This window comes from Cupriavidus sp. KK10 (assembly GCF_018223725.1).
In the GTDB taxonomy this organism is placed as follows: domain Bacteria; phylum Pseudomonadota; class Gammaproteobacteria; order Burkholderiales; family Burkholderiaceae; genus Cupriavidus; species Cupriavidus necator.
The window spans coordinates 372111-396277 of record NZ_CP073677.1 but is presented as its reverse complement, the minus strand read 5'-3'; the positions used below and the strand labels follow the sequence as shown (position 1 = coordinate 396277).

General features: G+C 67.5%; 23 protein-coding genes and 2 pseudogenes. 5 read left to right on the top strand and 20 right to left on the bottom strand.

Going from position 1 to position 24167, the window contains the following annotated elements; all coding sequences use genetic code 11:
- Positions 1-80: 80 nt before the first annotated feature.
- The 3 genes from secB to KB879_RS02040 form a co-directional block, all read right to left on the bottom strand.
- A complete protein-coding gene (gene secB / locus KB879_RS02050) occupies positions 81-599 on the bottom strand; it encodes a protein-export chaperone SecB (protein ID WP_010814828.1) in 519 nt (172 codons plus the stop codon).
- Positions 600-754: 155 nt separating this feature from the next.
- Positions 755-1012, bottom strand: a complete 258-nt coding sequence (gene grxC, locus KB879_RS02045; RefSeq protein ID WP_013955430.1) for a glutaredoxin 3 — start codon at positions 1010-1012, stop codon at positions 755-757.
- Between the two features lie 83 nt (positions 1013-1095).
- Positions 1096-1509 (bottom strand): rhodanese-like domain-containing protein, encoded by a 414-nt coding sequence (locus KB879_RS02040; RefSeq protein ID WP_041227714.1) that lies wholly within the window; start codon positions 1507-1509, stop codon positions 1096-1098.
- A gap of 188 nt (positions 1510-1697) precedes the next feature.
- Here KB879_RS02040 and gpmA point away from each other — a divergent pair, with 188 nt between their 5' ends.
- From gpmA to KB879_RS02025, 3 genes are all read left to right on the top strand, one after another.
- Positions 1698-2444, top strand: coding sequence for a 2,3-diphosphoglycerate-dependent phosphoglycerate mutase (gene gpmA / locus KB879_RS02035; protein ID WP_010814831.1), 747 nt, complete (start codon positions 1698-1700; stop codon positions 2442-2444).
- Positions 2445-2623: 179 nt separating this feature from the next.
- Positions 2624-4231, top strand: coding sequence for a S41 family peptidase (locus tag KB879_RS02030; RefSeq protein WP_013955428.1), 1608 nt, complete (start codon positions 2624-2626; stop codon positions 4229-4231).
- Positions 4232-4397: 166 nt separating this feature from the next.
- Complete coding sequence (locus KB879_RS02025) at positions 4398-5171, top strand: molybdopterin-synthase adenylyltransferase MoeB (protein ID WP_211980658.1); 774 nt, start codon at positions 4398-4400, stop codon at positions 5169-5171.
- Between the two features lie 9 nt (positions 5172-5180).
- Here the strand turns inward: KB879_RS02025 and mnmH are convergent, their stop codons facing one another.
- The 11 genes from mnmH to KB879_RS01970 all read right to left on the bottom strand — a co-directional run bounded on the left by mnmH (position 5181) and on the right by KB879_RS01970 (position 15791).
- Positions 5181-6284 carry a tRNA 2-selenouridine(34) synthase MnmH gene (mnmH, locus tag KB879_RS02020; protein WP_153953191.1) on the bottom strand — a complete coding sequence of 368 codons (1104 nt, stop codon included), beginning with the start codon at positions 6282-6284 and terminating at the stop codon, positions 5181-5183.
- Positions 6285-6475: 191 nt separating this feature from the next.
- A complete protein-coding gene (gene bfr, locus KB879_RS02015) occupies positions 6476-6955 on the bottom strand; it encodes a bacterioferritin (protein WP_013955425.1) in 480 nt (159 codons plus the stop codon).
- A gap of 126 nt (positions 6956-7081) precedes the next feature.
- A complete protein-coding gene (locus tag KB879_RS02010; RefSeq protein WP_041227713.1) occupies positions 7082-7387 on the bottom strand; it encodes a bacterioferritin-associated ferredoxin in 306 nt (101 codons plus the stop codon).
- Positions 7388-7601: 214 nt separating this feature from the next.
- Entirely contained in the window at positions 7602-9374 is a 1773-nt protein-coding gene (gene ptsP, locus KB879_RS02005; RefSeq protein ID WP_153953190.1) for a phosphoenolpyruvate--protein phosphotransferase, read from the bottom strand.
- A 49-nt stretch (positions 9375-9423) separates the two neighbouring features.
- Positions 9424-9693, bottom strand: coding sequence for an HPr family phosphocarrier protein (locus KB879_RS02000; protein ID WP_010814838.1), 270 nt, complete (start codon positions 9691-9693; stop codon positions 9424-9426).
- On the bottom strand, positions 9662-10117 hold the full coding sequence (locus KB879_RS01995) for a PTS sugar transporter subunit IIA (protein WP_013955422.1): 456 nt from the start codon (positions 10115-10117) through the stop codon (positions 9662-9664). Before KB879_RS01995 ends, KB879_RS02000 begins: the two co-directional genes overlap by 32 nt.
- Positions 10118-10184: 67 nt before the next feature.
- On the bottom strand, positions 10185-11153 hold the full coding sequence (gene gshB, locus KB879_RS01990) for a glutathione synthase (protein WP_211980657.1): 969 nt from the start codon (positions 11151-11153) through the stop codon (positions 10185-10187).
- 8 nt (positions 11154-11161) lie between these two features.
- Positions 11162-12457, bottom strand: a complete 1296-nt coding sequence (gene gshA / locus KB879_RS01985; protein ID WP_013955420.1) for a glutamate--cysteine ligase — start codon at positions 12455-12457, stop codon at positions 11162-11164.
- 549 nt (positions 12458-13006) lie between these two features.
- Positions 13007-14572, bottom strand: a complete 1566-nt coding sequence (locus tag KB879_RS01980) for an ammonium transporter (RefSeq protein ID WP_211980656.1) — start codon at positions 14570-14572, stop codon at positions 13007-13009.
- A gap of 33 nt (positions 14573-14605) precedes the next feature.
- Positions 14606-14944, bottom strand: coding sequence for a P-II family nitrogen regulator (locus tag KB879_RS01975; RefSeq protein WP_010814843.1), 339 nt, complete (start codon positions 14942-14944; stop codon positions 14606-14608).
- Positions 14945-14993: 49 nt separating this feature from the next.
- Complete coding sequence (locus tag KB879_RS01970) at positions 14994-15791, bottom strand: TorF family putative porin (protein ID WP_211980655.1); 798 nt, start codon at positions 15789-15791, stop codon at positions 14994-14996.
- A 401-nt stretch (positions 15792-16192) separates the two neighbouring features.
- On the opposite strand from KB879_RS01970, the gene KB879_RS01965 reads away from it, so the two are divergent.
- Together KB879_RS01965 and KB879_RS01960 are read left to right on the top strand one after the other, a co-directional pair.
- Positions 16193-16471: an accessory factor UbiK family protein gene (locus tag KB879_RS01965; protein WP_013955417.1), complete on the top strand. Its 279-nt coding sequence runs from the start codon at positions 16193-16195 to the stop codon at positions 16469-16471.
- Positions 16472-16552: 81 nt separating this feature from the next.
- Positions 16553-17759, top strand: a pseudogene (locus tag KB879_RS01960) (YifB family Mg chelatase-like AAA ATPase).
- Positions 17760-17769: 10 nt separating this feature from the next.
- On the opposite strand, the pseudogene pgi reads toward KB879_RS01960, so the two are convergent.
- From pgi to KB879_RS40160, 6 genes and pseudogenes are all read right to left on the bottom strand, one after another.
- Positions 17770-19174 (bottom strand): annotated as a pseudogene (gene pgi / locus KB879_RS40355) (glucose-6-phosphate isomerase).
- A 220-nt stretch (positions 19175-19394) separates the two neighbouring features.
- Positions 19395-20882 carry a glucose-6-phosphate dehydrogenase gene (gene zwf, locus KB879_RS01935; RefSeq protein WP_013955412.1) on the bottom strand — a complete coding sequence of 496 codons (1488 nt, stop codon included), beginning with the start codon at positions 20880-20882 and terminating at the stop codon, positions 19395-19397.
- 57 nt (positions 20883-20939) lie between these two features.
- Entirely contained in the window at positions 20940-21971 is a 1032-nt protein-coding gene (locus KB879_RS01930; RefSeq protein WP_211982101.1) for an SIS domain-containing protein, read from the bottom strand.
- The gene (gene nagA / locus KB879_RS01925) at positions 21964-23067 is read right to left on the bottom strand and encodes an N-acetylglucosamine-6-phosphate deacetylase (RefSeq protein ID WP_211980652.1); all 1104 of its coding nucleotides are present in this window, start codon (positions 23065-23067) and stop codon (positions 21964-21966) included. Before nagA ends, KB879_RS01930 begins: the two co-directional genes overlap by 8 nt.
- Positions 23064-23687 carry a porin gene (locus KB879_RS01920; protein WP_256449282.1) on the bottom strand — a complete coding sequence of 208 codons (624 nt, stop codon included), beginning with the start codon at positions 23685-23687 and terminating at the stop codon, positions 23064-23066. The genes nagA and KB879_RS01920 overlap by 4 nt, the downstream gene beginning before the upstream one ends.
- Complete coding sequence (locus KB879_RS40160; protein ID WP_256449281.1) at positions 23579-24025, bottom strand: porin; 447 nt, start codon at positions 24023-24025, stop codon at positions 23579-23581. The genes KB879_RS01920 and KB879_RS40160 overlap by 109 nt, the downstream gene beginning before the upstream one ends.
- Between the last annotated feature and the right edge of the window lie 142 nt (positions 24026-24167).

Here is a 24167-nt window from a genome sequence, read left to right as displayed (position 1 = left end):
GGAGGTTCACGCCACCGATGGTAGTCCAAAGTCGAAACGGGGCCGCAGCCCCGTTTCGATGATGGCTCAGGCCGCCGGAATCAGTGGCGGGCCTGGCTGCCGTCGGGCATCACGATGCCGCTGTTGCCGCCTTCGGCACCCTGGGCTTCTTCCATGGCGGCCTGCAGGCGTTGCTCATACAGCGCCTGGAAGTTGATTTCCGACAGGTGGATGGCCTGGAAGCCGGCCCGGGTGATCACGTCAGCGATATTGCCGCGCAGGTACGGGTACAGGATGGTCGGGCAGGCGATGCCCAGCAGCGGGTCCAGCTGCTCCACCGGCACGTTGCGGATATCGAAGATGCCGGCCTGGTGCGCTTCCACTAGGAAGGCAACCTTGTCCTGCACCTTGGTCGTCACGGTGCCCGTCACCACCACCTCGAAGATCCCTTCCTGCAGCTGCGAAGCGCCGACGTTGACCTGCACTTCCACCGACGGGGCTTCCGATTCCAGGAAGATGCCGGGCGAATTGGGCTGCTCCAGCGACATGTCTTTCAGGTAGACGCGCTGGATGTTGAAGAAGGGTTGATCGTCCTGCTGGGTGTTTTGCTGGTCGCTCATGAAAGGCTTCCGGGGAGGATGGGCTGGATGTGCATCGGGCGCGGTGGCCGCAGCCCTTGCGTCGTGCAAGGGTGGCCGGTGCCCGGTTGGAAAACGCATATGGTACATGACGCGGGTGGCGAATTCACCCGCGCCGGGAGTGTGCCGGAACCGGCTCAGGCAGCCAGCAGCGGCACCAGGCCGCCCTGGCGGTCCAGCGCCGAGAGGTCGTCGAAGCCGCCCACGTGGGTCTCGTCGATGTAGATCTGCGGCACGGTGCGGCGACCAGTACGGGCCATCATCTCTTCACGCTTGCCGGGTTCGCGGTCGATCAGGATCTTCTCGATCATTTCCACGCCCTTGGACTTGAGCAGGCGTTCAGCCATCAGGCAATACGGGCACACAACGGTGCTGTACATGACGACACGGGCCATGCGGGTTCTCCTTGAATGCAATGCGCGCGCAGCCCGGCCTGGCCGGGGGCGCGCTGTGACGGATACGGCGGTGCTGCCCGGGATTACTTCACCAGCGGCAGGCCTGCCTGCTGCCAGGCGGCGATGCCGCCCTCGAGCGCGTAGATCTCACTGTAACCGGCTTCCTTCAACGCTGCCTGGGCCTTGCCCGAGCGCTGGCCGGTCTGGCACACGACGATGATGGGGGCAGCCTTGTCCTTTGCAAGGCCGGCCGCGCGCGAGGGCAGGTCGGCCAGCGGCGCGCTCTTGGCTTGGGGCAGGTGACCCTTGGCATACTCGGCGGGCTCGCGGATGTCGACCACGACCGCGCCGCGCTTGTTGATCAGCTGGGTCGCGGCGGCCGTATTGACGGTCTTGCCGCGGGTGCTGCGCGAAATCGCGGGCCAGGCCAGCAGGCCGCCCGAGACCACGGCGAGGGCGATCAGAGCGAGGTTGTTGTAGTCGGCGAAGAAATTCACGTTGGCATTCCGGTAGGTTGGGTCGGCGGCATTATAAAATACGCGGTTTGGCGTCCAGGCCCTGCCGTCGCATGGCCATCCGCCATTGTCGCCTGTCTGAGACATGGGATGTCCACAAGGAACCCATCAGCCCCCTCCAGGTGACGGCGCGGACGCATGCAGGTTACCTACTCTCTGGAAGCAGCAGCATGTACAAGCTCGTCCTCATCCGCCACGGCGAATCCACGTGGAACCTTGAAAACCGCTTTACCGGCTGGGTCGACGTCGACCTGACCGAAACCGGCGCCGACCAGGCGCGCCAGGCCGGCAAGCTGCTCAAGGATGCCGGCCTGGGCTTTGACGTGGCCTATACCTCGGTGCTCAAGCGCGCCATCCGCACGCTGTGGCATGTGCAGGATGAAATGGACCTGATGTGGATCCCGGTGCGCAACGAATGGCGCCTGAACGAGCGCCACTACGGCGCGCTGGCCGGCCTGAACAAGGCAGAAACCGCCGCCAAGTTCGGCGACGAGCAGGTGCTGGTGTGGCGCCGCAGCTATGACACGCCGCCGCCCGCACTGGAGCCCACCGATCCGCGTGCCTCGTACGACGATCCGCGCTACGCCAATGTGCCGCGCAACGAGATCCCACTGACCGAGTGCCTGAAGGACACCGTGGCCCGCGTGATGCCGCTGTGGAACGAATCCATCGCCCCCGACATCCAATCCGGCAAGCGCGTGGTCATTGCCGCCCATGGCAACAGCATCCGCGCGCTGGTGAAATACCTGGACCAGATCTCGGATGACGATATCGTCGGACTCAATATCCCCAACGGCACCCCGCTCGTCTATGAGCTGGACGCCGACCTGCGCCCCCTGCGCCACTACTACCTGGGTGACCAGGACGCCATCGCCGCCTCGCTGGCGGCCGTGGCCAGCCAGGGCAAGGCACGCTGAAGCCGGCCCGGGCGGCCGCGCGCGGATGTGCGGCCGCCCACCCTGAGCCGGGACGGGACAGGCCCGTTTCACCACACGCACTTATACTGTCGGACAAACCGCCCGGCGCCGGGCGGCCGCAGCCGGCATAATCTCCCTACCGTACACCAGTACTTCGAGTACACGTTCAGGCAGCCCTCATGCGCAAGACGCTCAAGAACATCAGCCTAGTTTCTGTCGGCCTCGTCGCCGGCGTGCTCGCCACGCTGCAGATTTCGGCGACCGCCCAGAACTCATCGGGGCCCTTGCCGCTTGACCAGTTGCGGCTGATGGCCGATATCTTCGGGCAGATCAAGCGCGAGTACGTGGAGCCGGTCGATGACAAGAAACTGCTGACCGAAGCCATCAAGGGCATGGTCGCCAGCCTCGACCCGCATTCGTCCTACCTCGACGAGAAAGACTTCAAGGAACTGCAGGAAGGCACGCGCGGGCGCTTTGCCGGCCTGGGCATCGAGATCTCGCAGGAAGAAGGCCTGGTCAAGGTGATCAACCCGATCGAGGACACCCCGGCCTTCCGCGCCGGCATCCAGCCGGGCGACCTGATCACCCGCATCGACGACAAGCCCGTGCGCGGCCTGCCGCTGGAGCAGGCGGTCAAGCGCATGCGCGGCGAGCCCGGCACCAAGGTCACGCTGACCATCTACCGCAAGAGCGAGGAACGCACCTTCCCGGTCTCGATCACGCGCGCCGAAATCCGCGTGCAGTCGGTCAAGGCCAAGATGCTGGACAACAATATCGGCTGGATCCGCCTGACCAGCTTCCAGGAACGCACCATCTCCGACTTGTCCCGCAAGCTGGCCGAGCTGGCGCAGAAGAACCCCAACATGAAGGGCCTGGTGCTGGACCTGCGCAACAACGGCGGCGGCGTGCTGCAGGGCGCGGTCGGCGTGGCCGCGGCGTTCCTGCCGGAAGACGCCACGGTGGTATCCACCAACGGCCAGGTGCCCGATGCCAAGCGCGTGTACAAGGCGTCGTACAACAACTACCGCCTGTCGTCGCTGGAAGACGATCCGCTCAAGGGCCTGCCCGCGCTGTACAAGAAGATCCCGATGGTGGTGCTGACCAACGCCTACTCGGCCTCGGCCTCCGAGATCGTGGCCGGCGCGCTGCAGGATCATCACCGCGCGCAGATCATGGGCAAGACCACCTTCGGCAAGGGCTCGGTGCAGACCGTGCGCCCGCTGACCAACGACACCGGCATCAAGCTGACCATCGCGTACTACTACACGCCGAGCGGCAAGTCGATCCAGGCCAAGGGCATCCGTCCGGACATCCCGGTCGACCAGAACCCCGAAGGCGATCCAGACGACGCGCTGATCACGCGCGAGATCGACACCGAGCGCCACCTGCACAACAAGCAGGAATCGGAGGAGCCGGAAATGACCGAGCGCGAGCAGCGCCGCGTGGACGAGCTGCGCCGCCTGGAAGAAGAGAACGCGAAGAAGTCACCGGAAGAGCGCGAGAAGGACCGCCGCAAGAAGCCGGTGGAATTTGGCTCGGCCGAAGACTTCATGCTGCAGCAGGCCATCGCCCAGCTCAACGGCCAGCCGGTCAAGCGCTCCAAGTCGAAGCTGGAAACCAATCCGCCGGCCGACAACGGCAAGGCGGCAAAGCCCTCGGGCAAGAGCGGCGCCAAGGGCGCCAGCGCACCGGCAGCCAAGCCGGCGGCACCGGCCCCCGCCAAGCAGCCGCCAGCCAGCGCCCCGATCGGCGAGCCGCTGGGCACGCCGACGGGCAAGGCTCCCTGAAGCCGGGGCTTGCGCCACACCAGAAGCGGCCCTGCGGGGCCGCTTTTTTCATTCCCGCCCGCCCGGCATGGGAAAGCAACTTGGAGCACAATGCCAGGCGTGACCTGCCCGGCCCTGCCGCCCTCACCGCAACACGAAGCGCCGCACCAGCCCCGCGCCAGCCATCATGAACGACGACCAGAACGACGGCCTCAACGACGAACAACTGCTGCGCTACTCGCGCCACATCCTGCTGGACGAGCTCGGCATCGAGGGCCAGCGGCGCCTGCTTGCCGGCCATGCGCTGGTGATCGGCGCCGGCGGCCTGGGCGCGGCCGCGCTGCCGTTCCTGGCCTCGGCCGGGGTGGGCCGCATCACGGTGGTCGACAACGACGAAGTCGACCTGACCAACCTGCAGCGCCAGATCATCCACACCACCGCCAACGTGGGCCGTCCCAAGGTGGATTCGGCGCGCGAAGGCATGCTGCGCATCAACCCCGGGCTGGAGATCGTGACGGTGCCCGCGCGCGTGGGCGATGCAGAGCTTGACCAGCTCGTCGCCACGGCCGACGTGGTGCTCGACTGCTGCGACAACTTCGCTACGCGCCAGGCGGTCAACCGCGCCTGCGTGGGCCACAAGGTGCCGCTGGTGTCAGGCGCGGCGCTGCGTTTCGATGGCCAGATCAGCGTGTTCGACCGGCGCCAGCCCGACGCGCCCTGTTATGCCTGCCTGTTCCCGCCGGCCGAACCCGCGCCGGAAGTGGCCTGCGCCACCATGGGCGTGTTCGCGCCGCTGGTCGGCATGGTCGGCACGGTGCAGGCGGCCGAGGCGCTCAAGCTGCTCGCCGGTGTCGGCGAGAGCCTGGCGGGCCGGCTGCTGATGGTCAATGCGCTGTCGATGGAATGGACCACGATGCGGCTGGCACGTACGCCGGATTGCCCGGTCTGCGCCGGGCACTGAAGCCGAAGGCTAGTCCCGCTGCGCCGTGTGCGCCCGCAGCCAGTCGGTGACGGCGGCGCGGTCGCCGCGAAAGACGATGCGCGCCTCGTGCTGTTCGCGCTGGAAGGCGTACATCGGATCGTAGTACTCGCGCAGCAGCACGGCAATCCAGTCGCGGTGCAAATCCACCTCGCCCCGCTCCGCCTGCTGCGCCAGCGCCTGGTCCAGCAACGCTGACAGCTTGCCGTAGCGGGCGCCGCCCAGCCGCGGCGAGATCCCGGCCATGGCCTCGCGCAGGCGCGTGGCGTAGGCTTCGAAGCCTTCCGTGCTGCCCTTCTCGGCGATGAACTCCGCCGCCAGCCCTTGAACATAGTCGCGCAGCACGCGCTCCACGCGTTCATCGAACGACGCGTCCAGCCACACCAGCGGGCTGGCCTGCATGCGCTGCGTCAGCGCCTGCGGCACGTCGCGGCTGCCGATATAGCGGCCCTCGTCCTCCACCACCAGCGCGCGCCAGCCTGCGTCAATATGCCGCAGTACGTCGATGGCCAGTGCGTTCTCGAAATCGATCTGCGGCGGTTGCGCCAGCGCGCGCCGCCCGAAGGCCGAGCCGCGGTGCCGCGCATGGCCTTCGAGGTCGATCGCGGCGGGCACGTCGGCCAGCACATCGGTCTTGCCGCTGCCGGTCAGGCCGCCCAGCACGAACCACTGCTGCTCCGCCGCCGCAGCATCGGTGGTCTCGATCAGAAAGCCGCGCATCGCCTTGTAGCCGCCAGTCACGCGGGGGTAATCGACACCGGCCGCGTGCAACCATTGCTGCACCAGCTGCGAGCGCAGCCCGCCGCGGAAGCAATACAGGTAGCCGTCCGGATGCGCGCGCGCAAACTCCGCCCAGGCTGCGATCCGCGCCGCCTTGCGCAGGCCCGAAACCAGCTGGTGGCCAAGTTCGATTGCCGCCTGCTGGCCCTTCTGCGCATAGCACAGACCCACCTCATGGCGCTCGGCATCGTCCATCAGCGGCAGGTTGACCGCGCCGGGGAAGGCCCCGCGCGCGAATTCCAGCGGCGCGCGCACGTCAAGCATGGCCACGCCGCTGAGGAACAGGGTGCGGAAGTCCGCGGTGTCAGGGCGCATCACTGGTCATAGGGTGAGTTCCGCGCGGCGCCGTGGCGGGACAGGAGCCTTTGCCCGCCAGCGACGCCTGGATGAAGACAGGAATTGGAATGAGAAGGGTTACTGCCAACAGGCGAGCAAAACGGCGATGCCGAATGGCGCCGCGCGCTGGGGCGGGCCGCTCATCGAGAGCGGCCACGCCGGAGACCGGCTTATTGCTCGCCCGGCTCCAACTGCGACTGCAGGTAGTTCTGCAGCCCAACCTTGTCGATCAGGTCCAGCTGCGTTTCCAGGTATTCGATATGTTCCTCCGTATCGGTGAGGATATCGACCAGGATTTCGCGGCTGACGTAATCGCCCACGGATTCGCAGTAGGCGATGCCTTCCTTGACGGTGGCGTGCGCGGTCTGCTCGAGCTTCAGGTCGCACTTGAGCATTTCGGGCGTGTCTTCGCCGAGCAGCAGCTTGTGCAGGTCCTGCAGGTTGGGCAGGCCGTCCAGCATCAGGATGCGCTCGATCAGGCGGTCGGCGTGCTTCATTTCGCCGATCGATTCCTTGTACTCCACCTCGCCGAGCTTCTTCAGGCCCCAGTGGCGATACATGCGGGCGTGCAGGAAATACTGGTTGATCGCGGTCAGCTCGTTCTTGAGCTGGGCGTTCAGATGCTGGATGACCTTCTTGTCACCTTTCATTGGCGGCTCCTGTTGCACCGGGCCCGCGCAAAAACACGAAACGGCGCCAATGGCGCCGTGCAGTCAGTGAAAAAGGAAAAAGCGCAAAAGCGCGCCGTGAACCGGATCTTCAGTTCATGGGCGCGTTCAGGCCACCAGCGCCTTGCGCTGGTCGTTCGCGACTGCCGGGTCCCGAGTGTCCATTATGGTACATGGGCCCGATGCGGAACAGGAAGAAATCTCCACAACCTGGATGTTGGCGAGGGTCGCCACGGTGACGTTGCGCACCGCTGCCACGCCTTCCTGCAACACCTGCTGCGCGCAGTCGCGGCAGCGGCCGCAGCACGTGCCGACACCAAGCGTTTCGGCCAGTTCGTCGAGGGTTTCGATGCCCAGGTGCGCAGCACCGTGAATCTCACGATCGGTGATCTGGTTGCAGATACAGACGTACACAACTCCCTCCTGTGGGGCGCGTGGCACCGGCATGCCACTGCGAATGAACGTCAGAATATCAGAGATCAATAATGATAACAATTCCCATTAAGCCACATAGGAAGAGGTCGGGTAGACGCCACAGGATGCAAAAAGAAGGCGGCTGAGGCGGCACTTTCCAGCTTATTAAAGTGCTGCATCAGCCGCCCTGCTGCACCAGAAAACCCTGTTGGCTTTATGGTCGTGCCAGCTGCCGCAAAGCCGTCGCCTGCTCCTCCGGATCGTAGGCCTGCAGGACCTGGTCGACCAACGGCTCGAGCCGTTCGCAGTGGGCATGCAGGATCTCCTGCTTGACCCGCAGCAGCTGCGCCGGGTGCATCGAGAACTCGCGCAGCCCCATGCCCAGCAGCAGCCGGGTCATGGACGGGTCGCCCGCCATTTCGCCGCACACGGCCACCGGCACGCCGGCGCGGTTGGCCTCGCGGATGGTGCGCGCCACCAGCTGCAGCACCGCCGGGTGCAGCGGGTCGAACAGGTGCGCCACCGCGTTGTCGGCGCGGTCGATGGCCAGCGTGTACTGGATCAGGTCGTTGGTGCCGATGGACAGGAAGTCCATCTTGCGCAGGAACAGCGGCAGCAGCAGCACCGCCGCCGGGATCTCGATCATGGCACCGACCTTCATGCCCGGATCGTAGGCCTCGCCGCGCTCGTCGAGCTGGCGCTTGGCCTTGGCGATCAGCGCCAGGGTCTGGTCGATCTCGCTGGCGTGCGCAAGCATCGGCACCAGCAGCCGCACCGGGCCGAAGGCCGAAGCCCGCAGCAGCGCGCGCAGCTGGGTCAGGAACATGCCCGGCTCGGACAGCGACCAGCGGATCGCGCGCAGACCCAGCGCCGGGTTCAGCGCGGTCTCGAAGTCATCGCTGCGGCCGTCGCCCCGGGCATCGAGCGGCTTGTCGGCGCCGATGTCGATGGTGCGGATAGTCACCGGAAGCCCGTGCATGGCATCGACAGCGCCGCGATAGGCCTGGAACTGCTCGTCTTCGCCCGGCAGCTCGTCGCGCCGGTTCATGAACAGGAATTCAGAGCGGAACAGGCCCACGCCGACCGCGCCGGCCGACAGCGCCGCGCCGGCATCCTCGGCCATCTCGATATTGGCCAGCAGGTCGATCTCCAGCCCGTCCAGCGTCACCGCCGGGGTATGCCGCAGCCGCTGCAGGCGCTTCTTTTCCAGCGCGCGCTCGCTCTGCCGGTGGCGGTACTCTTCCAGGATGATGGCGGTCGGGTCGACGATCACCAGCCCGGCATCGCCATCGATGATGATCCAGTCGTCCTGGCGGATCAGCTCGCTCGCGCTCTGCACGCCGACCGCGGCCGGGATGTCCAGGCTGCGCGCGACGATGGCGGTATGCGAGGTGCGCCCGCCCATGTCGGTGACGAAGCCGTGGAAGATCGTATGGCGGAACTGCAGCATGTCGGCCGGGGAGATATCGTGGGCCACCACGATCACCCCGGTCGCGGCCTCGCCGTCGGCGGCCAGCGCCGGTACCGGCGCTGGCACCAGCACCGGGGCCCCGGCCAGCGCCTTCAGGATGCGCTCGACCACCTGCCGGATATCGGTCTTGCGCTCGCGCAGGTATTCATCCTCGATCTCGTCGAACTGGCGCATCAGCTCTTCGAGGCGCGTGGTAAGTGCCCACTCCGCGTTGTAGCGCCGGCCCCGGATCAGGGCCTCGGGCTCGCGCGCCAGCGCCTCGTCGTCGAGGATCATCGCGTGCACGTCCAGGAACGCGCCCAGCTCCTCGGGCGCGTCACGCGGCAGGTCGCGCTTGAGCGCGACCAGTTCCGCGCGCACCGCGGCGCGCGCGGCGCGCAGCCGTTCGACCTCGGCGTCGAGCTGGTCTTCATCGACCAGGTAGTGCGACACATCCAGCGCCGCGGGCGCAAGCAGGTGCGCGCGCCCGATGGCGACGCCGCGCGAGACCGGGATGCCGTGCAGGGCGAAAGGCATGTACCGCTCCGTCAGGAACGTTTAAGAATTCGGGTCGAGGCCGCCGGCCTCACTCTCCCTCGCCAAAGCGGTTGGCGATCAGCGCCAGCAGCGCGTCCATCGCCTCCTGCTCATCGGGTCCGTCGGTCTCGAGGGTCACCGTCGAGCCGATCCCGGCGGCCAGCATCATGACGCCCATGATGCTCTTGGCGTCGACCTGGCGACCATTGCGGGACATCTTGACCTGGCTGACAAAGTTGCCGGCGAGCTGGGTCAGCTTGGCGGACGCGCGTGCATGCAGTCCAAGCTTATTGATGATGGTGGTGTCCCTCTGCAGCATATTTGTCGGGATGGTTTGCGGTTTGGTTCTGGACAGTCGTGGTGCCGACCTGCAGTACACCCTGCGAGCCGCCGGCCAGGGCCTTGGTGGCCAGCTGGTCGAGCTTTTCGCCCCGGTAGCAGATCGCGCGCACGAGCATGGGAAGGTTGACGCCGGCCAGCACGCGCACGCGGCCCGGCTCGGCCAGGCGTGCGGCGATATTGGCGGGGGTGGCGCCGAAGATATCGGTGAGGACCAGCGCGCCGTTGTCTTCGCAGATGGCAGCCAGCCGGCGCCTGGCCTCGGCCAGCACGACGGCGGGATCGGCATCGGGAAGGACGTCGATGGCTTCCAGCCGCTGCGGCTGGCCGCAGTAGACGTGGGCGGCGCAATCGCGCAGGGCCGAAGCCAGCGGCGTGTGCGCGATGATCAGAATGCCTGCCATGATGGTGAATCCGTTGGATTGCCCCGATTGTAGCAGGCGGCCCCCGCGCTCCCGCTGCCGGCCCGGCTCAGCGGCCGGCAGCGTCGACGGCGTGCTCCAGCGCGTCGATGAACATCGCCGCCACATGGAAACCGGTTTGCTGGGTGATCTCCTGAAAACAGGTCGGACTCGTCACATTGACCTCGGTCAGGTAGTCGCCGATGACGTCCAGGCCGACCAGCAGCAGGCCCTGCTCCCACAGCCCCGGCGCCAGTGCTTCGGCGATCTCGCGGTCGCGGGTGCTCAGTTCCTGCGCGCGGCCGGTGCCGCCGGCAGCCAGGTTGCCGCGCACTTCGCCGGCCATCGGCACGCGCGCCAGCGAATACGGCACCGGCACGCCGCCGATCAGCAGGATGCGCTTGTCGCCGTCCTTGATCGCCGGGATATAGCGCTGCACCATCAGCGTGCGGGCGCCGTCGTGGCCCAGCGTCTCGACGATCGCGGCCAGGTTCATGCCGTCAGCGCCGACGCGGAACACCCCCATGCCGCCCATGCCGTCCAGCGGCTTGACGATGATGTCGCGATGCTCGGCGTGGAAGTCGCGGATGCGCGCCAGGTCGCGCGTGACCAGCGTCGGCGTGATGTATTCCGGGTACTGGGCAATGGCCAGCTTCTCGGAATGGTCGCGGATCGCGCGCGGCTTGTTGAACACGCGCGCGCCCTGCGACTCGGCCAGCTCCAGCAGCCAGGTGCTGGTGACGTACTCCATGTCGAAGGGCGGGTCCTTGCGCATCAGCACCGCGTCGAAGGCCGACAGCGGCTCCAGCGCGCTGTTGCCCTCGCGGTACCAGGCGCTGTGGTCGGCGTCGCTGGTCTCGCCGGTCAGGTGCAGGCGCGTGGCCACGGTCTCGACCGTGCGGCCGGACAGCGCCAGCTGCGCCTGCAGGCACCAGTACAGCTCGTGGCCGCGCGCGGCGGCCTCGGTCATCATGGCGTAGGTGGAGTCCTTGTAGGTCTTGAAGGTCTCCAGCGGGTCAGTGATGAAGAGGATGCGCATTGGGCTCGTCACAGGATCGGGTTCGGGTCGGTTTTCTCGAGTTCCAGCGACGCCGCCAGTAGCGCCAGCCGCGCCACCACGCCGTACATGTAGAACCGGTTGGGGACGGCCGCGCCGGGCTTGGCGTGGCTGTCAGGGATGCCGTTCGGGGCAAACGCCAGCGGCACGAAATGCATGCCCGGCGCGTTCAGGTTTTCGTCGTTGCCACGGCCCGTGTGCACGCGGTAGAAGCCGCCGACCACGTAGCGGTCGATCATGTACACCACCGGCTCGGCCACCGCTTCATTGACCTTCTCGAAGGTGTGCACGCCTTCCTGGATGATGACGTCGCTGACCTCCAGGCCTTCCTTGACGACGCTCATCTTGTTGCGCTCCTTCCGGTTCAGGCCCTTGACCTCGGACGGGTCGCGCACGGTCATGATGCCCATGCCGTAGGTGCCGGCATCGGCCTTGACTACCACGTACGGCGTCTCCTTGATGCCGTACTCGCGATACTTCTTGGCGATCTTCTTGAGCACGCCCTCGACCGCGTCGGCCAGTTCTTCCTCGCCCACGCGCTCGTGGAAGTCCACGCCGGAGCAGCGGGCGAAGTACGGGTTGACCATCCACTGGTCGATGTCAATCAGCTTGGCGAACTTCTTGGCCACCTCGTCATAGGCGGCAAAGTGGCTGCTCTTGCGGCGCGTGGACCAGCCGGCGTGCAGCGGCGGCAGCAGGTACTGCTCGTTGATGTTTTCCAGGATCGGCGGGATGCCGGCCGACAGGTCGTTGTTCAGCAGGATCGAACAGGGATCGAAGTCCTTCAGCCCCAGCCGGCGGCCCTTGGTGCCCAGGCGCGCCAGCGGCTCGACCACCAGGGTCTGGCCGTCGGGCAGCTCGATCGGGGTCGGTTCGGTGATTTCCTCGGAGAGCGAGCCCAGGCGCACGTTCAGGCCCGCCTGGCGCATGATCAGCGACAGCCGCGCCACGTTCTGCAGGTAGAACATGTTGCGGGTATGCCGCTCGGGGATCAGCAGCAGGTTCTTGGCGTCCGGGCAGATCTTCTCGATCGCCGCCATCGCCGCCTGCACCGCCAGCGGCAGCATTTCCGGGGCCAGGTTGTTGAAGCCGCCCGGGAACAGGTTGGTATCGACCGGCGCCAGCTTGAAGCCGGCATTGCGCAGGTCCACCGAGCAGTAGAACGGAGGGGTATGCTCCTGCCATTCCAGTCTGAACCAGCGCTCGATAGACGGCGTGGCGTCCAGGATCTTCTTTTCCAGTTCGAGCAGCGGACCGTTCAGCGCGGTGATGAGATGCGGGACCATATCCATCCTATAGATCGTCTTTATCGTTCGCCCCGATTGTAGAGGAACGGCCAACCAGGCGCTGGCCCCCCCCCTTATAAGGATATGCACGGCCGGGCCTGAGGGATAACGATATGGGGATGGGCGGCGCGAAATAAAGAGCCGGCCGCACAGGCAAAAAAAAGCGCGGCGATGCCGCGCTCTTGAATGGCCTGACAGATACGGGGAGCGTTCTGCAGGTGGAGGAAACTGCCTCACTGGCAATGTATGTGCCCAGCACATTAAAGACAATTGAAGCTTTTTAAGATCGGAGTTAAGCACTTTGCGAAAAGCCCGCGCGGCGCGTGGGGGGATCGCCAGGCAGCCCTTGCCGGTACTCGGCTGGCGGGTTTTGCGAGGAGCTACGGGAGTCCTCCCCGAGCATGCGCAACACAAGTGGCTCGGCCACGCCTGACCGGCAAATGTCTGCAATCGCAGGCAATGCCAGAAAGAAAAAAGCCCGGCACACGGCCGGGCTAAAGCTCCTGAGAGAAGATTCCCAATCAGCTCTCCAGCACAACACTTTTGCGGTCAGACTTCATACGCGGTCTCGCCGTGCGAGGTGATATCCAGGCCCTCGCGCTCTTCGTCTTCCGGCACCCGCAGGCCGATCAGCATGTCCACCAGCTTGTAGGCCACGAAGGCGACCACGCCGGACCACACCACGGTGGTCAGCACGCCTTCGAACTGGATCCACAGCTGGCCGGCGATCGAATAGTCATCCGCCACCTTGTTGGTCACGTAGTCGTAGATGCCCGTGCCGCCCAGGCTGGGCGAGGCGAACACGCCGGTCAGCAGCGCCCCCAGGATGCCGCCCACGCCGTGCACGCCGAACACGTCCAGCGAGTCGTCCATGCCCAGCATGCGCTTCAGGCCGGTCACGCCCCACAGGCACAGCAGGCCAGCCAGCAGGCCGATCACGATCGAGCCCATCGGGCCGACGAAGCCGGCAGCCGGGGTAATCGCCACCAGGCCGGCCACCGCACCCGAGGCACCGCCCAGCATCGACGGCTTGCCCTTGCCGATCCACTCGCCGAAGGTCCACGCCAGCACCGCGGCGCAGGTGGCCAGCAGCGTGTTGACGAAGGCCAGTGCGGCCGAGCCGTTGGCTTCCAGCGCCGAGCCGGCGTTGAAGCCGAACCAGCCGAACCACAGCAGCGAAGCGCCGACCATGGTGAACGTCAGGCTGTGCGGACGTATCGCCTCGCGGCCGAAGCCGATGCGCTTGCCGAACATATAGGCACCCACCAGGCCAGCCACGGCGGCGTTGATATGCACCACGGTGCCGCCGGCGAAGTCGAGCGCGCCCTTCTGGAACAGCCAGCCCGACTTGGCGGTCGCGGCGGCGCCGGCAGCGGCGTCGGTGTAGGCGTCCGGACCCGGCCAGAACCAGACCATGTGGGCCATCGGGATGTAGGAGAAGGTGAACCACAGCACCACGAACACCAGCACGGCCGAGAACTTGGCGCGTTCGGCGAAGGCGCCGATGATCAGGCCGCAGGTGATGCAGGCGAAGGCGCACTGGAACGCGAAGTAGCCCAGTTCCGGCACCACCACGCCCTTGCTGAAGGTCGCCGCCACGGCCTCGACCGTCAGCCCCTTCATGAAGAGCCGGTCGGTGCCGCCGAAGAAGGCGTTACCCTCGGTGAAGGCAAAGCTGTAGCCGTAGATCGCCCACAGCAGCGCCACCAGCGAGAAGATCACCAGGCACTGCATCAGTACCGACAGCATGTTCTTGGAGCGCACCAGGCCGCCGTAGAACAGCGCCAGGCCGGGCAGCGTCATCAGGATCACGAAGGCGGTCGAGACCAGCAGCCAGGCGGTGTCGCCCTTGTTGGGCGCCGGAGCGGCCGGCGCGGCGGCGGCTTCCGCGGGGGCGGCGGCCGGTGCGGCCGCGGCAGGCGCAGCGGCGGCGGGAGCAGCCGGCGCCGACGCTTCGGCAGCGGCTGCAGCGGGGGCGGCGGAGGCGGCCGGGGCGGATGCCTCGGCGGCCGGCTTGTCCTGTGCGGCGGCCGGCGTGGAGATGCCCACGCCCGCCGTGCCGATGGCCAGCGCCATCGCGCCGGCCGTCAGGAATCGCTTGAACCAGGTTTTCATGTGCTTAACCTCTTGTGTTGTGCTGTCTCGGGGTCACAGTGCATCGCCGCCGGTCTCGCCGGTGCGGATGCGGATGACCTGCTCGATCGGGGCCACGAAGATCTTGCCGTCGCCGATCTTGCCAGTGCGGGCCGATTTCTCGACCGCCTCGATGGCGCGCTCGACCACGTCGTCGGGGACTGCCACTTCGATCTTCACCTTGGGCAGGAAGTCGACGATGTACTCCGCGCCGCGGTACAGCTCGGTGTGGCCTTTCTGGCGGCCGAAGCCTTTCACTTCGGTCACGGTGATGCCGGACACGCCCACGTCCGACAGCGCTTCGCGCACCTCGTCGAGCTTGAACGGCTTGATCACTGCAATGATGAGTTTCATCAGGATTCTCCTGGGGGCGGGCCGGCAGCTCGCCCGGGCTGCGTCAGAGTTAGAAAGTCTTGGTGATCGAGGCCCACGCCGCCGCCTTGCCCAGGTAGCGGCCACGGTTGGCGCTGGTGTACGCCGCTTGCTTGGCGTTGGTATCGACATAGGCTACGGCCAGCGCGAAACCCTTGCCCAGATCCTTGGTCAGGCCGATCTTCCAGTCGGTGTACGAGGCATCGCTGTTGTGCTTGACGTCCTGGTAGCCGACGTGCGCGTTCAGGGTCAGGTCCCAGAAGTTCAGCGGCACGTTGGCGCTCAGGTCGATGTAGCCGCTGTTCTTGCTGTCGGCCCAGCCAAACAGATTGGTGACCGCGTGCGAGTACTTCAGGAACACCGGGCCCCAGCCGATGCCGGCGTACAGTTCCGTGGTGTAAGGGCGCGGGTTGTTGTAGCCGCCCGGGTAGTAGTACTCCAGCACGCCCACGTCATAGTTGAATTCGGTGCCGGCAACCTTGAAGGTGTTCTTGAAGCCGCCGTAGAAATCCATCTCGACCGGGGCCGAAACCGCCGGGTTGGCATCCTCGAGCCAGCTGATGCTGGAGTTCCAGTTGCCCACGTAGAAGCCGCTTTCGTGGGCGTAGTCAAAGCCACCCTGGATGGCCGGGCGCAGGTTGGTCTGGCTGATGCCGCGATAGCGGTAGTCCGAGACCAGCGACACGTTGGCCGTGAACGTATGCGGCGATGCCGGCTCGGCCGCGGCGGCGGCAGGTGCCGGGGCCGCCGCGTCCGTGCTTTGCGCGTAGGCAGTGGCAGCGGCACTGGTCAGGACAACCGCGCTGACTGCAAGGGCCAACTTCTTCATGGATTTCTTCTCCCTTTTCCTGATGGCTCGGATTTCGTTTATTGGATTTCGGTGATTCAATGAGGCAGGCGTACCCACTACTGCAACTGCCATGCCAGCTCCGCTGAAGTCGGCGATGCAAGTCGGCGATGCATGTCGGCCGTAATCTCGTGCCGTGACCAAAGCCAGACTTGAATCTGCCCTGCAGCGAAGCCAGATCGGGTTAAAAGGTGTGAACGCGGATACGCCGGAGCTTTCGTCCACGTGCCTCACGGGCGATAATTGAGTCCTGACGGTGGCTGCGTGCCGCGACACACAAGGCCGCGCGCCCGCAATCGGGGCGCCCAAATCCTGTGCGAAAGCGCGCTATACGCCAGATGCCCACCCGGATTGGCACCAGTTAGGTGCGCAAAGGAGAAACCATGAAACCGACCGATCTCTTCAACGACCTGCAGAACAAGGTCAGCGAGGCGCTGCGCAACTCGCCGGCAAGGGACATCGAAAAAAACGTGCGCAGCATGATGACCCAGGGCTTTGCCAGGCTGGACCTAGTCACGCGCGAGGAATTCGACGTCCAGTCGCAGGTGCTGGCCCGCACCCGCGCCCGCCTGGAGGAACTGGAGGGCCGCGTGGCGGAGCTTGAGCGCCGCGCCGGCATCCCGCCCGGCGCCGGCGCGGTGGACTCGACCGGGGGCGCGTGAGCACGCCGGACCTGCCCGATCCCGCCAGCCTGCCTGAAGGCCGCCACTCCTGGCGGCCTTTTTCGTTAACGGTTCGATGACATGAGCCTTGCCGTCCTACGCAGCCGGGCACTGACCGGCATCGCCGCGCCGCCGGTGCGGGTCGAGACCCACCTAGCCAACGGCCTGCCGGCCTTCACCATCGTCGGCCTGGCCGACACCGGCGTGAGCGAAAGCCGCGAGCGCGTGCGCGCCGCCATCCTCAACAGCGGCTACGAGTTTCCCAACCACCGCATCACCGTCAACCTGGCCCCGGCCGACCTGCCCAAGGAATCCGGCCACTTCGACCTGGCCATCCCGCGGTCCCGACATGCGCGACGTGCGCGGCCAGGCGCAGGCACGCCGGGCCATTGAAGTGGCGGGCGCCGGCCAGCACTCCGCCCTGCTGGTGGGCCCGCCGGGCACCGGCAAGTCGATGCTGGCGCAGCGCCTGCCCGGGCTGCTGCCGCCGATGACGTTGCAGGAAGCACTGGAATCCGCCGCGGTCATGAGCCTGACGCCGGGCGGCTTCCGCACCGCGCTATGGGGCCAGCGCCCGTGCCGGTCGCCGCACCACACGGCATCCGGGCCGGCCATGGTCGGCGGCGGCGGCAACCCGCGCCCGGGCGAGATCTCGCTGGCGCACCACGGCGTGCTGTTCCTGGACGAGCTGCCCGAATTCGACCGCAGGGTGCTGGAAGTCCTGCGCGAGCCGCTGGAATCCGGCCGCATTACCGTCACCCGCGCCGCCGGCCGCGCCGACTTCCCCGCCTGCTTCCAGTTCGTCGCCGCGATGAACCCCTGCCCGTGCGGCTACCTCGGCCATCCCGACCGCCCCTGCCGCTGCACGCCCGACCAGGTGCGGCGCTACCAGTCCCGCATCTCCGGCCCGATGCTCGACCGCATCGATCTGCAGGTGGAAGTCCCCGCGCAGGACCAGGGCGAGATGCTCGACGGCCCGCCCGGCGAACCCAGCGCCGTGGTGCGCACCCGCGTGCTGGCCGCGCGCGAGCGCCAGCTGGCCCGGCAGGGCAAGCCAAACAATGAACTGGGCGGACGGGAGATTGAACTGCACTGCGCGATGGAACCGCAGGCGCAGGCATTGCTGCGCGGCGCGATGACGCGGCTGGCGTGGTCGGCGCGGTCGTACTACCGCGTGCTGAAGGTAGCCCGCACCATCGCCGACCTGGAAGGTGCCGAGGTGCTGACCGCCGCGCACGTGGGCGAGGCGATCCAGTACCGGCGGGCGTTGCGGATGGCGGGCGGTTGAATGCCTCGGCCTAACCGACAAGCGAAGCCAGCGTCGCCGCCCCCGCCGGATCCATCTCCTTGGGCACCTCGCGCCGCGCCAGGTACGCCTGCATGGCCGACGCGATCGCCTTGCCCAGTTCCACGCCCCACTGGTCATAGGCGTGGATGCCCCAGATCGCGGCCTGCACGAAGACCTTGTGCTCGTACAGCGCGATCAGCGCGCCCAGGGACGCGGCGTCGAGCATGTCCAGCCAGAGCAGGCTGACCGGCACGTTGCCGGTGAAGGTGCGATGGGGTGCCAGCCGTGCGGCCTCCTGCGGCGGCAGGCCGGATGCCGACAGCGCGGCCAGCGTCTCATCGTGGTTGCGTCCGCAAGACACGCGCTGGCCTGCGCCAGCAGATTGGCCAGCACCAGTTGGTGATGCTTCTGCGCCCGCAGCAGCGGCACCTCGCAGCGGCGCGTGCCGATCAGGTCGGCGGGCACCAGGTGCGTGCCCTGGTGCAGCAGCTGGAAGTAGGTGTGCTGCCGTCCAGCCCTAGGCCGCCCCAGACGATGGGGCCGGTATCGTGTTCCACTACCCTGCCCGCCGCGTCCACGCGCTTGCCGCACGACTCCATGTCCTGCTGCTGCAGGTAGGCGGGCTGCCTGGCCAGCGGTGCCGCGTAGGGCGCGACCAGCTGCGTCGGCGCGCCCAGGAAATTGCGGTTCCAGATGCCGCACAGTGCCATCGCCACCGGCAGGTTTTGTGCCAGCGGAGCGCTGCGGAAGTGCGTGTCCATGGCGTGCGCGCCGTCCAGCAGCGCGCGGAACTGGCGCGGGCCGGCGGCGATCATCACTGGCAGGCCGATGGCCGACCACAGCGAATAGCGCCCGCCGACCCAGCCCCAGAAACGGAATACCTGCTGCGGCAGGTAGCCCTCGGCCACGGCACGCGCGGCGTTGGCAGTGATTGTGGCGAACTGCGCCGGCACTTGTTGCGCCGGGCAGCCGTGGTCCAGCAGCCATTGCCGTGCCGAGGCGGCATTGATCAGCGTGTCGTGCGTGGTGAAGGTCTTGGACGAGACCAGGAACAACGTGGTGGCGGCATCGGCCTGGCGCAATACGGCGCATAGCTGCGCCGGGTCCGGGTTGGAGACGAAATGCAGCTGCACGGCGTCGCTGGCCTGCGCGGCCAGCGCCTCGCAGGCCATGCGCGGTCCCAAATCGGAACCGCTGATGCCGAGGCTGACCACATGCCGGACCGGCGCGCCGCCGAAGCCGCGCACGCGGCCATCGCGCACGGCATCGGCGAAGTCGCAGGCGTGCGTCAGTTCCGCATCGATTTCCGCCGCCAGCTGGCGGCCCTAGGGTGGATGCGCGTCGGCGCCGCCGCGCAGCGCGACGTGCAGCACGGCGCGGCCTTCGGTGGCGTTGACGGGCTCCCCGGCGAGCATGGCGTCGCGCTGCGCCTCGATGCGTCTTGCGCCAGGGCCAGCAGCGCTTCATGGACAGTGCCGTTGATGCGTTGCCGCGTGAAGTCCAGTTCGATGCCGGCAGCCGACAAGCGCGCATAGTCGCCGGGGCCCGGCTCGAGCACCAGTTCACGCAGATGCGGCAGCGGCTGCACCGCCAGCGCGGCGAGAGCCCGCCATGCAGGGCGTTCGGTCAGCCGCATCACGCCTCCTCCGACCACTGCACGCCTTCGCGCGCCATGAACGCCGACGATGCCGCCGGGCCCCAGGTGCCGGCGGTATAGGGGCGCGGGCCTTCGTCCTGCTGGCGCCACGCTTCCAGGATCGGGTCGACCCAGGTCCAGGCGGCCTGCAGTTCGTCGCGCCGCACGAACAGCGCCAGCCGGCCGCGGATCACGTCGAGCAGCAGGCGCTCGTAGGCTTCGGCGCGCCGGGTGGTGAAGGCCGAGTCCAGGTTCAGCGCCAGGCTCAGCGGTTTCAGCTTCATGCCCTCGCCCGGCTGCTTGACCATCAGCGTCAGCCGCACCGACTCTTCCGGCTGCAGCCGGATCACCATGCGGTTGGGTTGGAGCGTGCTGCCGGCATCGAAGATCGAATGCGGCACCTCGGCAAAGTTGATCACCACCTCGGTCACGCGCTCCTGCATGCGCTTGCCGGTGCGCAGGTAGAACGGCACCTTGTTCCAGCGCCACGTGCCCAGTTCGGCGCGCATCGCGACGAAGGTCTCGGTGCGGCTGTCGGGCGGAATGCCTTCTTCCTGCAGGTAGCCGCGCACCAGCTCGCCGGCGATGGCGCCCGCGGTGTACTGGCCGCGCACGGTGTTGCGGCGCACGTCCTCGGGCGACATCGGCCGCAGCGAGCGCAGTACCTTGAGCTTTTCATCGCGCACCGCATCGGAGGTGAGCGATGCCGGCGGCTCCATCGCCAGGATGCTGACCAGCTGCAGCAGGTGGTTCTGCACCATGTCGCGCATGGCGCCGGCCTCGTCGTAGAAGCCGCCGCGCGTGCCCACGCCCACGGTCTCGGCCACGGTGATCTGCACGCTGCGCACGAACGGCGTGCGCCACAGCGGCTCGAAGATCGAATTGCCGAAGCGCAGCGCCATCAGGTTCTGCACCGTTTCCTTGCCCAGGTAGTGGTCGATCCGGTAGGTGCGGTCCTCGCTGAAGTAGCGGCTGACCACCTCGCCGATGCCGATGGCCGAGGCCAGGTCCACGCCCAGCGGTTTTTCCAGCACCAGCCGCGTGTCGTTGGCGATCAGGCCATGGCTGGCAAGGTTGTCGCAGGTGGCCGCGAACAAGCCGGGCGGCATCGCCATGTAGTAGATGCGCAGCGCGTCCTGGCGCAGCTGCGCGGCCAGCGCCGGATAGTCCCCGGACTGCGAGGCGTCAACGTGCACGAAATCCAGCCGCTGCAGGAAGGTCTGCCATTTGGCCGGCTCGAGATAGCGCGCTTCGACAAAGGGTTGCGCGCTTTCATCGGCAAAATTGACAAAGGCCTCGCGGTCCCAGCGGTGCCGGCCCACGCCGATGATGCGGGTGCCGTCGGGCAGGTTGCCGTCACGGTGACACATGTAGAGCGATGGCAGCAGCTTGCGCGCCGACAGGTCGCCGGCGCCGCCGAAGATGACGAGGTCCAGCGGCCGCGCGTCGGCTGTACCGGAGGAAGAGGCGGTTCGGGTGGTTTGCATGACGGACTCCTTGCTTGCCGGGGCGGCGTGGGGCGGTATTGGGCAGTATGGGCCGGCTCAGCGCGTCTCGGTCACCTTGCGCAGGTACTGCGGCTGGTCGGGATTGCGGCCGCGTGCCAGCGCCAGCGCCTGCGCGGCGACATAGAAGCTCTGGATGGCGCAGATCGGATCGAGCAGCGGATGGCCGGCCGGCACCAGTGGCAACTCCGGGGGCAGCTCCGCATCAACCGTGCCAGGAGGCGCCGCCAGCAGCACGCGCGCACCACGCTTGCGCATCTCGGCGGCCAACGCCAGCAGCCCGGCCTGTTCCGGTCCGCGCGGCGCGAACACCAGCAGCGGGTAGCCATCGCCGATGATTTCCATCGGGCCGTGCCGCACTTCGGCGCCGGAGAAGGCCTCGGCTTGAATGCCGGCGGTCTCCTTGAGCTTGAGCGCCGCTTCCTGCGCGATCGCCAGGCCCGCGCCGCGGCCCAGCACGATCATGCGCTCCACGTCGCGCAGCGCGGGCACCAGCGCCGACCAGTCCTGCGCTGCCGCTTGCTCCAGCGCGGCCGGCAAGCCTGCGCAGGCATCGACCAGCTCGCGCTCGCCGCTGCGCGCGGCCTCGAGATGCCCCACCAGCAGCGCCGACATCGACAGCATGGCGATATAGCTCTTGGTCGCGGCCACGCTCTGCTCAGGCCCGGCAAGCAAGGGCAATTCATACGCGCACGCCTGCGCCAGCGGCGAATCCGGGGCGTTGACCAGCGCCACGGTGGCGGCGCCGCCGTCGCGCAGCGCCTGCATGGTCTCGACCAGGTCCGGGCTGCGGCCCGACTGCGAGAACGCCACCGCCAGCTGCCCAGCCACGCGCAGCGCGCTGTCGTGCAGCGTCACCGTCGACATCGGCAGCGAGGCCACCGGCACGCCCAGCCGGCGCGTGACCAGCGTGGCGAAGTAGCTGGCGGCATGGTCCGAACTGCCGCGCGCCACGGTCAGCGCCGCGGGCCAGGCCTGCGCGGCGAGTTGCGCAGCCAGCGCGGCCACGCGCGGCGCCTGCGCCAACTGCGCGGCCACCACGGCCGGCGCGCTCAGCGCCTCTTCAAGCATTCTCGACACAGCATTCTCCTTCGACATAAACGGTGCGCACCGAGAGCGCGCGGTCCAGCACGACCACGTCGGCCCAGCAGCCCTGTGCCAGCATGCCGCGGTCGGACATGCCCAGGTACTGGGCCGGATAGAGCGACACGCGCCGCGACGCATCGGCCAGGTCCAGCCCGATCGACACAAAGTTGCGCAGCGCCTGGTCCATGGTCAGCACGCTGCCAGCCAGCGTGCCGTCAGCCAGGCGCACGCTGCCGTGGGCCTTGTAGACGGTCTGGCTGCCCAGGTGGTACACGCCGTCCGGCATGCCCGCGGCGGCGGTGGCGTCAGTCACCGCATACAGCCGCGGAATCGCGCGCAGCGCGGCGCGGATGGCGCCGGGGTGGACGTGCAGCAGGTCGGGGATCAGCTCGGCAAACTCGGCATGCGCCAGCGCTGCCGCGACCACGCCGGGCGCGCGGTGCTGCAGTGGGGTCATTGCGTTGAACAGGTGGGTGAAGCCGCTGGCGCCGGCGTCCAGCGCGGCCACGGCGTCCTCATAGGTGCCCAGCGTGTGGCCCAGCTGCACGCGCACGCCGCGTGCGGCCAGCAGGCGGATGATGTCCAGATGCCCCGGCAGCTCGGGCGCCAGCGTCACCACCTTCAGCGGCGCGGCGCCCAGGTACTGCTCCAGTTCTTCGGGCGTGGCAGTGGCCGAGGTATCCGGCTGCGCGCCCAGCTTGCCGGGGTTGATATATGGCCCTTCCAGGTGCACGCCCAGCATGCGCGCCGCGCCGGGCGGGCGCTGCGCGCAGGCCCGGCCCAGCGCCTGCAGTGCGGGCAGCAGCACGTCGTGCGGCGAGGTCATGGTGCTGCCCAGCAGGCTGGAGGTGCCAAAGCGCACATGCGCGCGCAGGATCACTGGCACCGCGGCCTCGCCATCCATGAAGTCCTTGCCGCCGCCGCCGTGGTTGAGCAGGTCGACAAACCCCGGCAGCACGTACGGGGCATCGTTGTGCTCAGGCGAGGCGGGCACGCCCTCAATGCGCGCGATGCGTCCGTCCGGGCCGGCATGGATCTCTCCGAAGATCCAGCCGGCCGGTGTCAGGATGTTTCCTTTCATGGCAATGCTCTCCAATACATTTCAATCACCGGCCAGCCACCGTCAGAACCGGTGGATGATGCCGGCATTGCCCTGCTGGTTCGCCCCGGCGCGCGGCATGGTGTCCGGCGACGCCTCCACCGAGACGGTGGCATGCGCGAGTTGAACACCGACGCCACCGTGCCATACGGCGAGGTGCGCTTCGACAAGTCATACTTTGCGCCCAGTGTGACAAGCGTGCCATGCCCGCCGCTTTTGTTCAGGGTGGCGTAGTAGACGCCGGACAGCCGCGTCAGCGCCGGCAGCAAGCGGTAGTTGGCGCCGACCCATGCCATCTGGCTGCGCGTGGCGGCGTAGGAGTTCGCCGGCGTGGCCACGGTATCGCCCGAGGACACGGTCAGGTTGTAGCTGGCAAACAGGCGCAGGTTGTTCAGCGCATAGCTGCCGCCTAGCGTGTACTGGCGCGAACTGGCGTACAGGTTGTCCATGCGGCTCTGCGCGTCGCGCAGTTCCTCGTAGATGCCGGTCAGGTTCAGGTTGCCCTGCGCGTACTTGAGGCCGCGCTCAGCTGCTTGCCGCTGTTGAAGCTGCCCGCCATGCCGTCGCTGCCGGCCTGCGCGCGCACACTCAGCCCGCCCCACACCGGCGAGTTGTAGGTCGCGGCATTGAGGCGCGAGCCCCAGTTGCGGCCATAGACTAGGGTGGCGACCGAACTGGCCTGCAGGCCCATCGGGTCGATCGCGCCGCTCTCGTCATCGGTCAGGCTCATGGCCCGGCCCAGCGGCAGCGTGCCCCAGTCGTTGCTGGCCAGGCCCACTTGCGCGCGCCGGTTGAATAGCGGATCGTAGCGCCCGGTGCCGGAGGTGATCATGCCCTCTAGGTTGAAGACCCCGCGCAGTCCGCCGCCAAGGTCCTCGGCACCGCGCATGCCCCAGAAGCTGACGCCGTACTGGTTGCTGCCGAAGCGGAAGGTGTCCACGTCGCCGCCCGGGCGGGCGATGCCGTTGACCTAGTCGAGGCCGGCCACGGCGCGGCCGTACAAGGTGATGCCGGTGCCGGCGGACTGGGCGCAGGCGCCCCCCGCCGACGCTGCGAGCAGCGCCGTCAGAGCAATGCGTTTC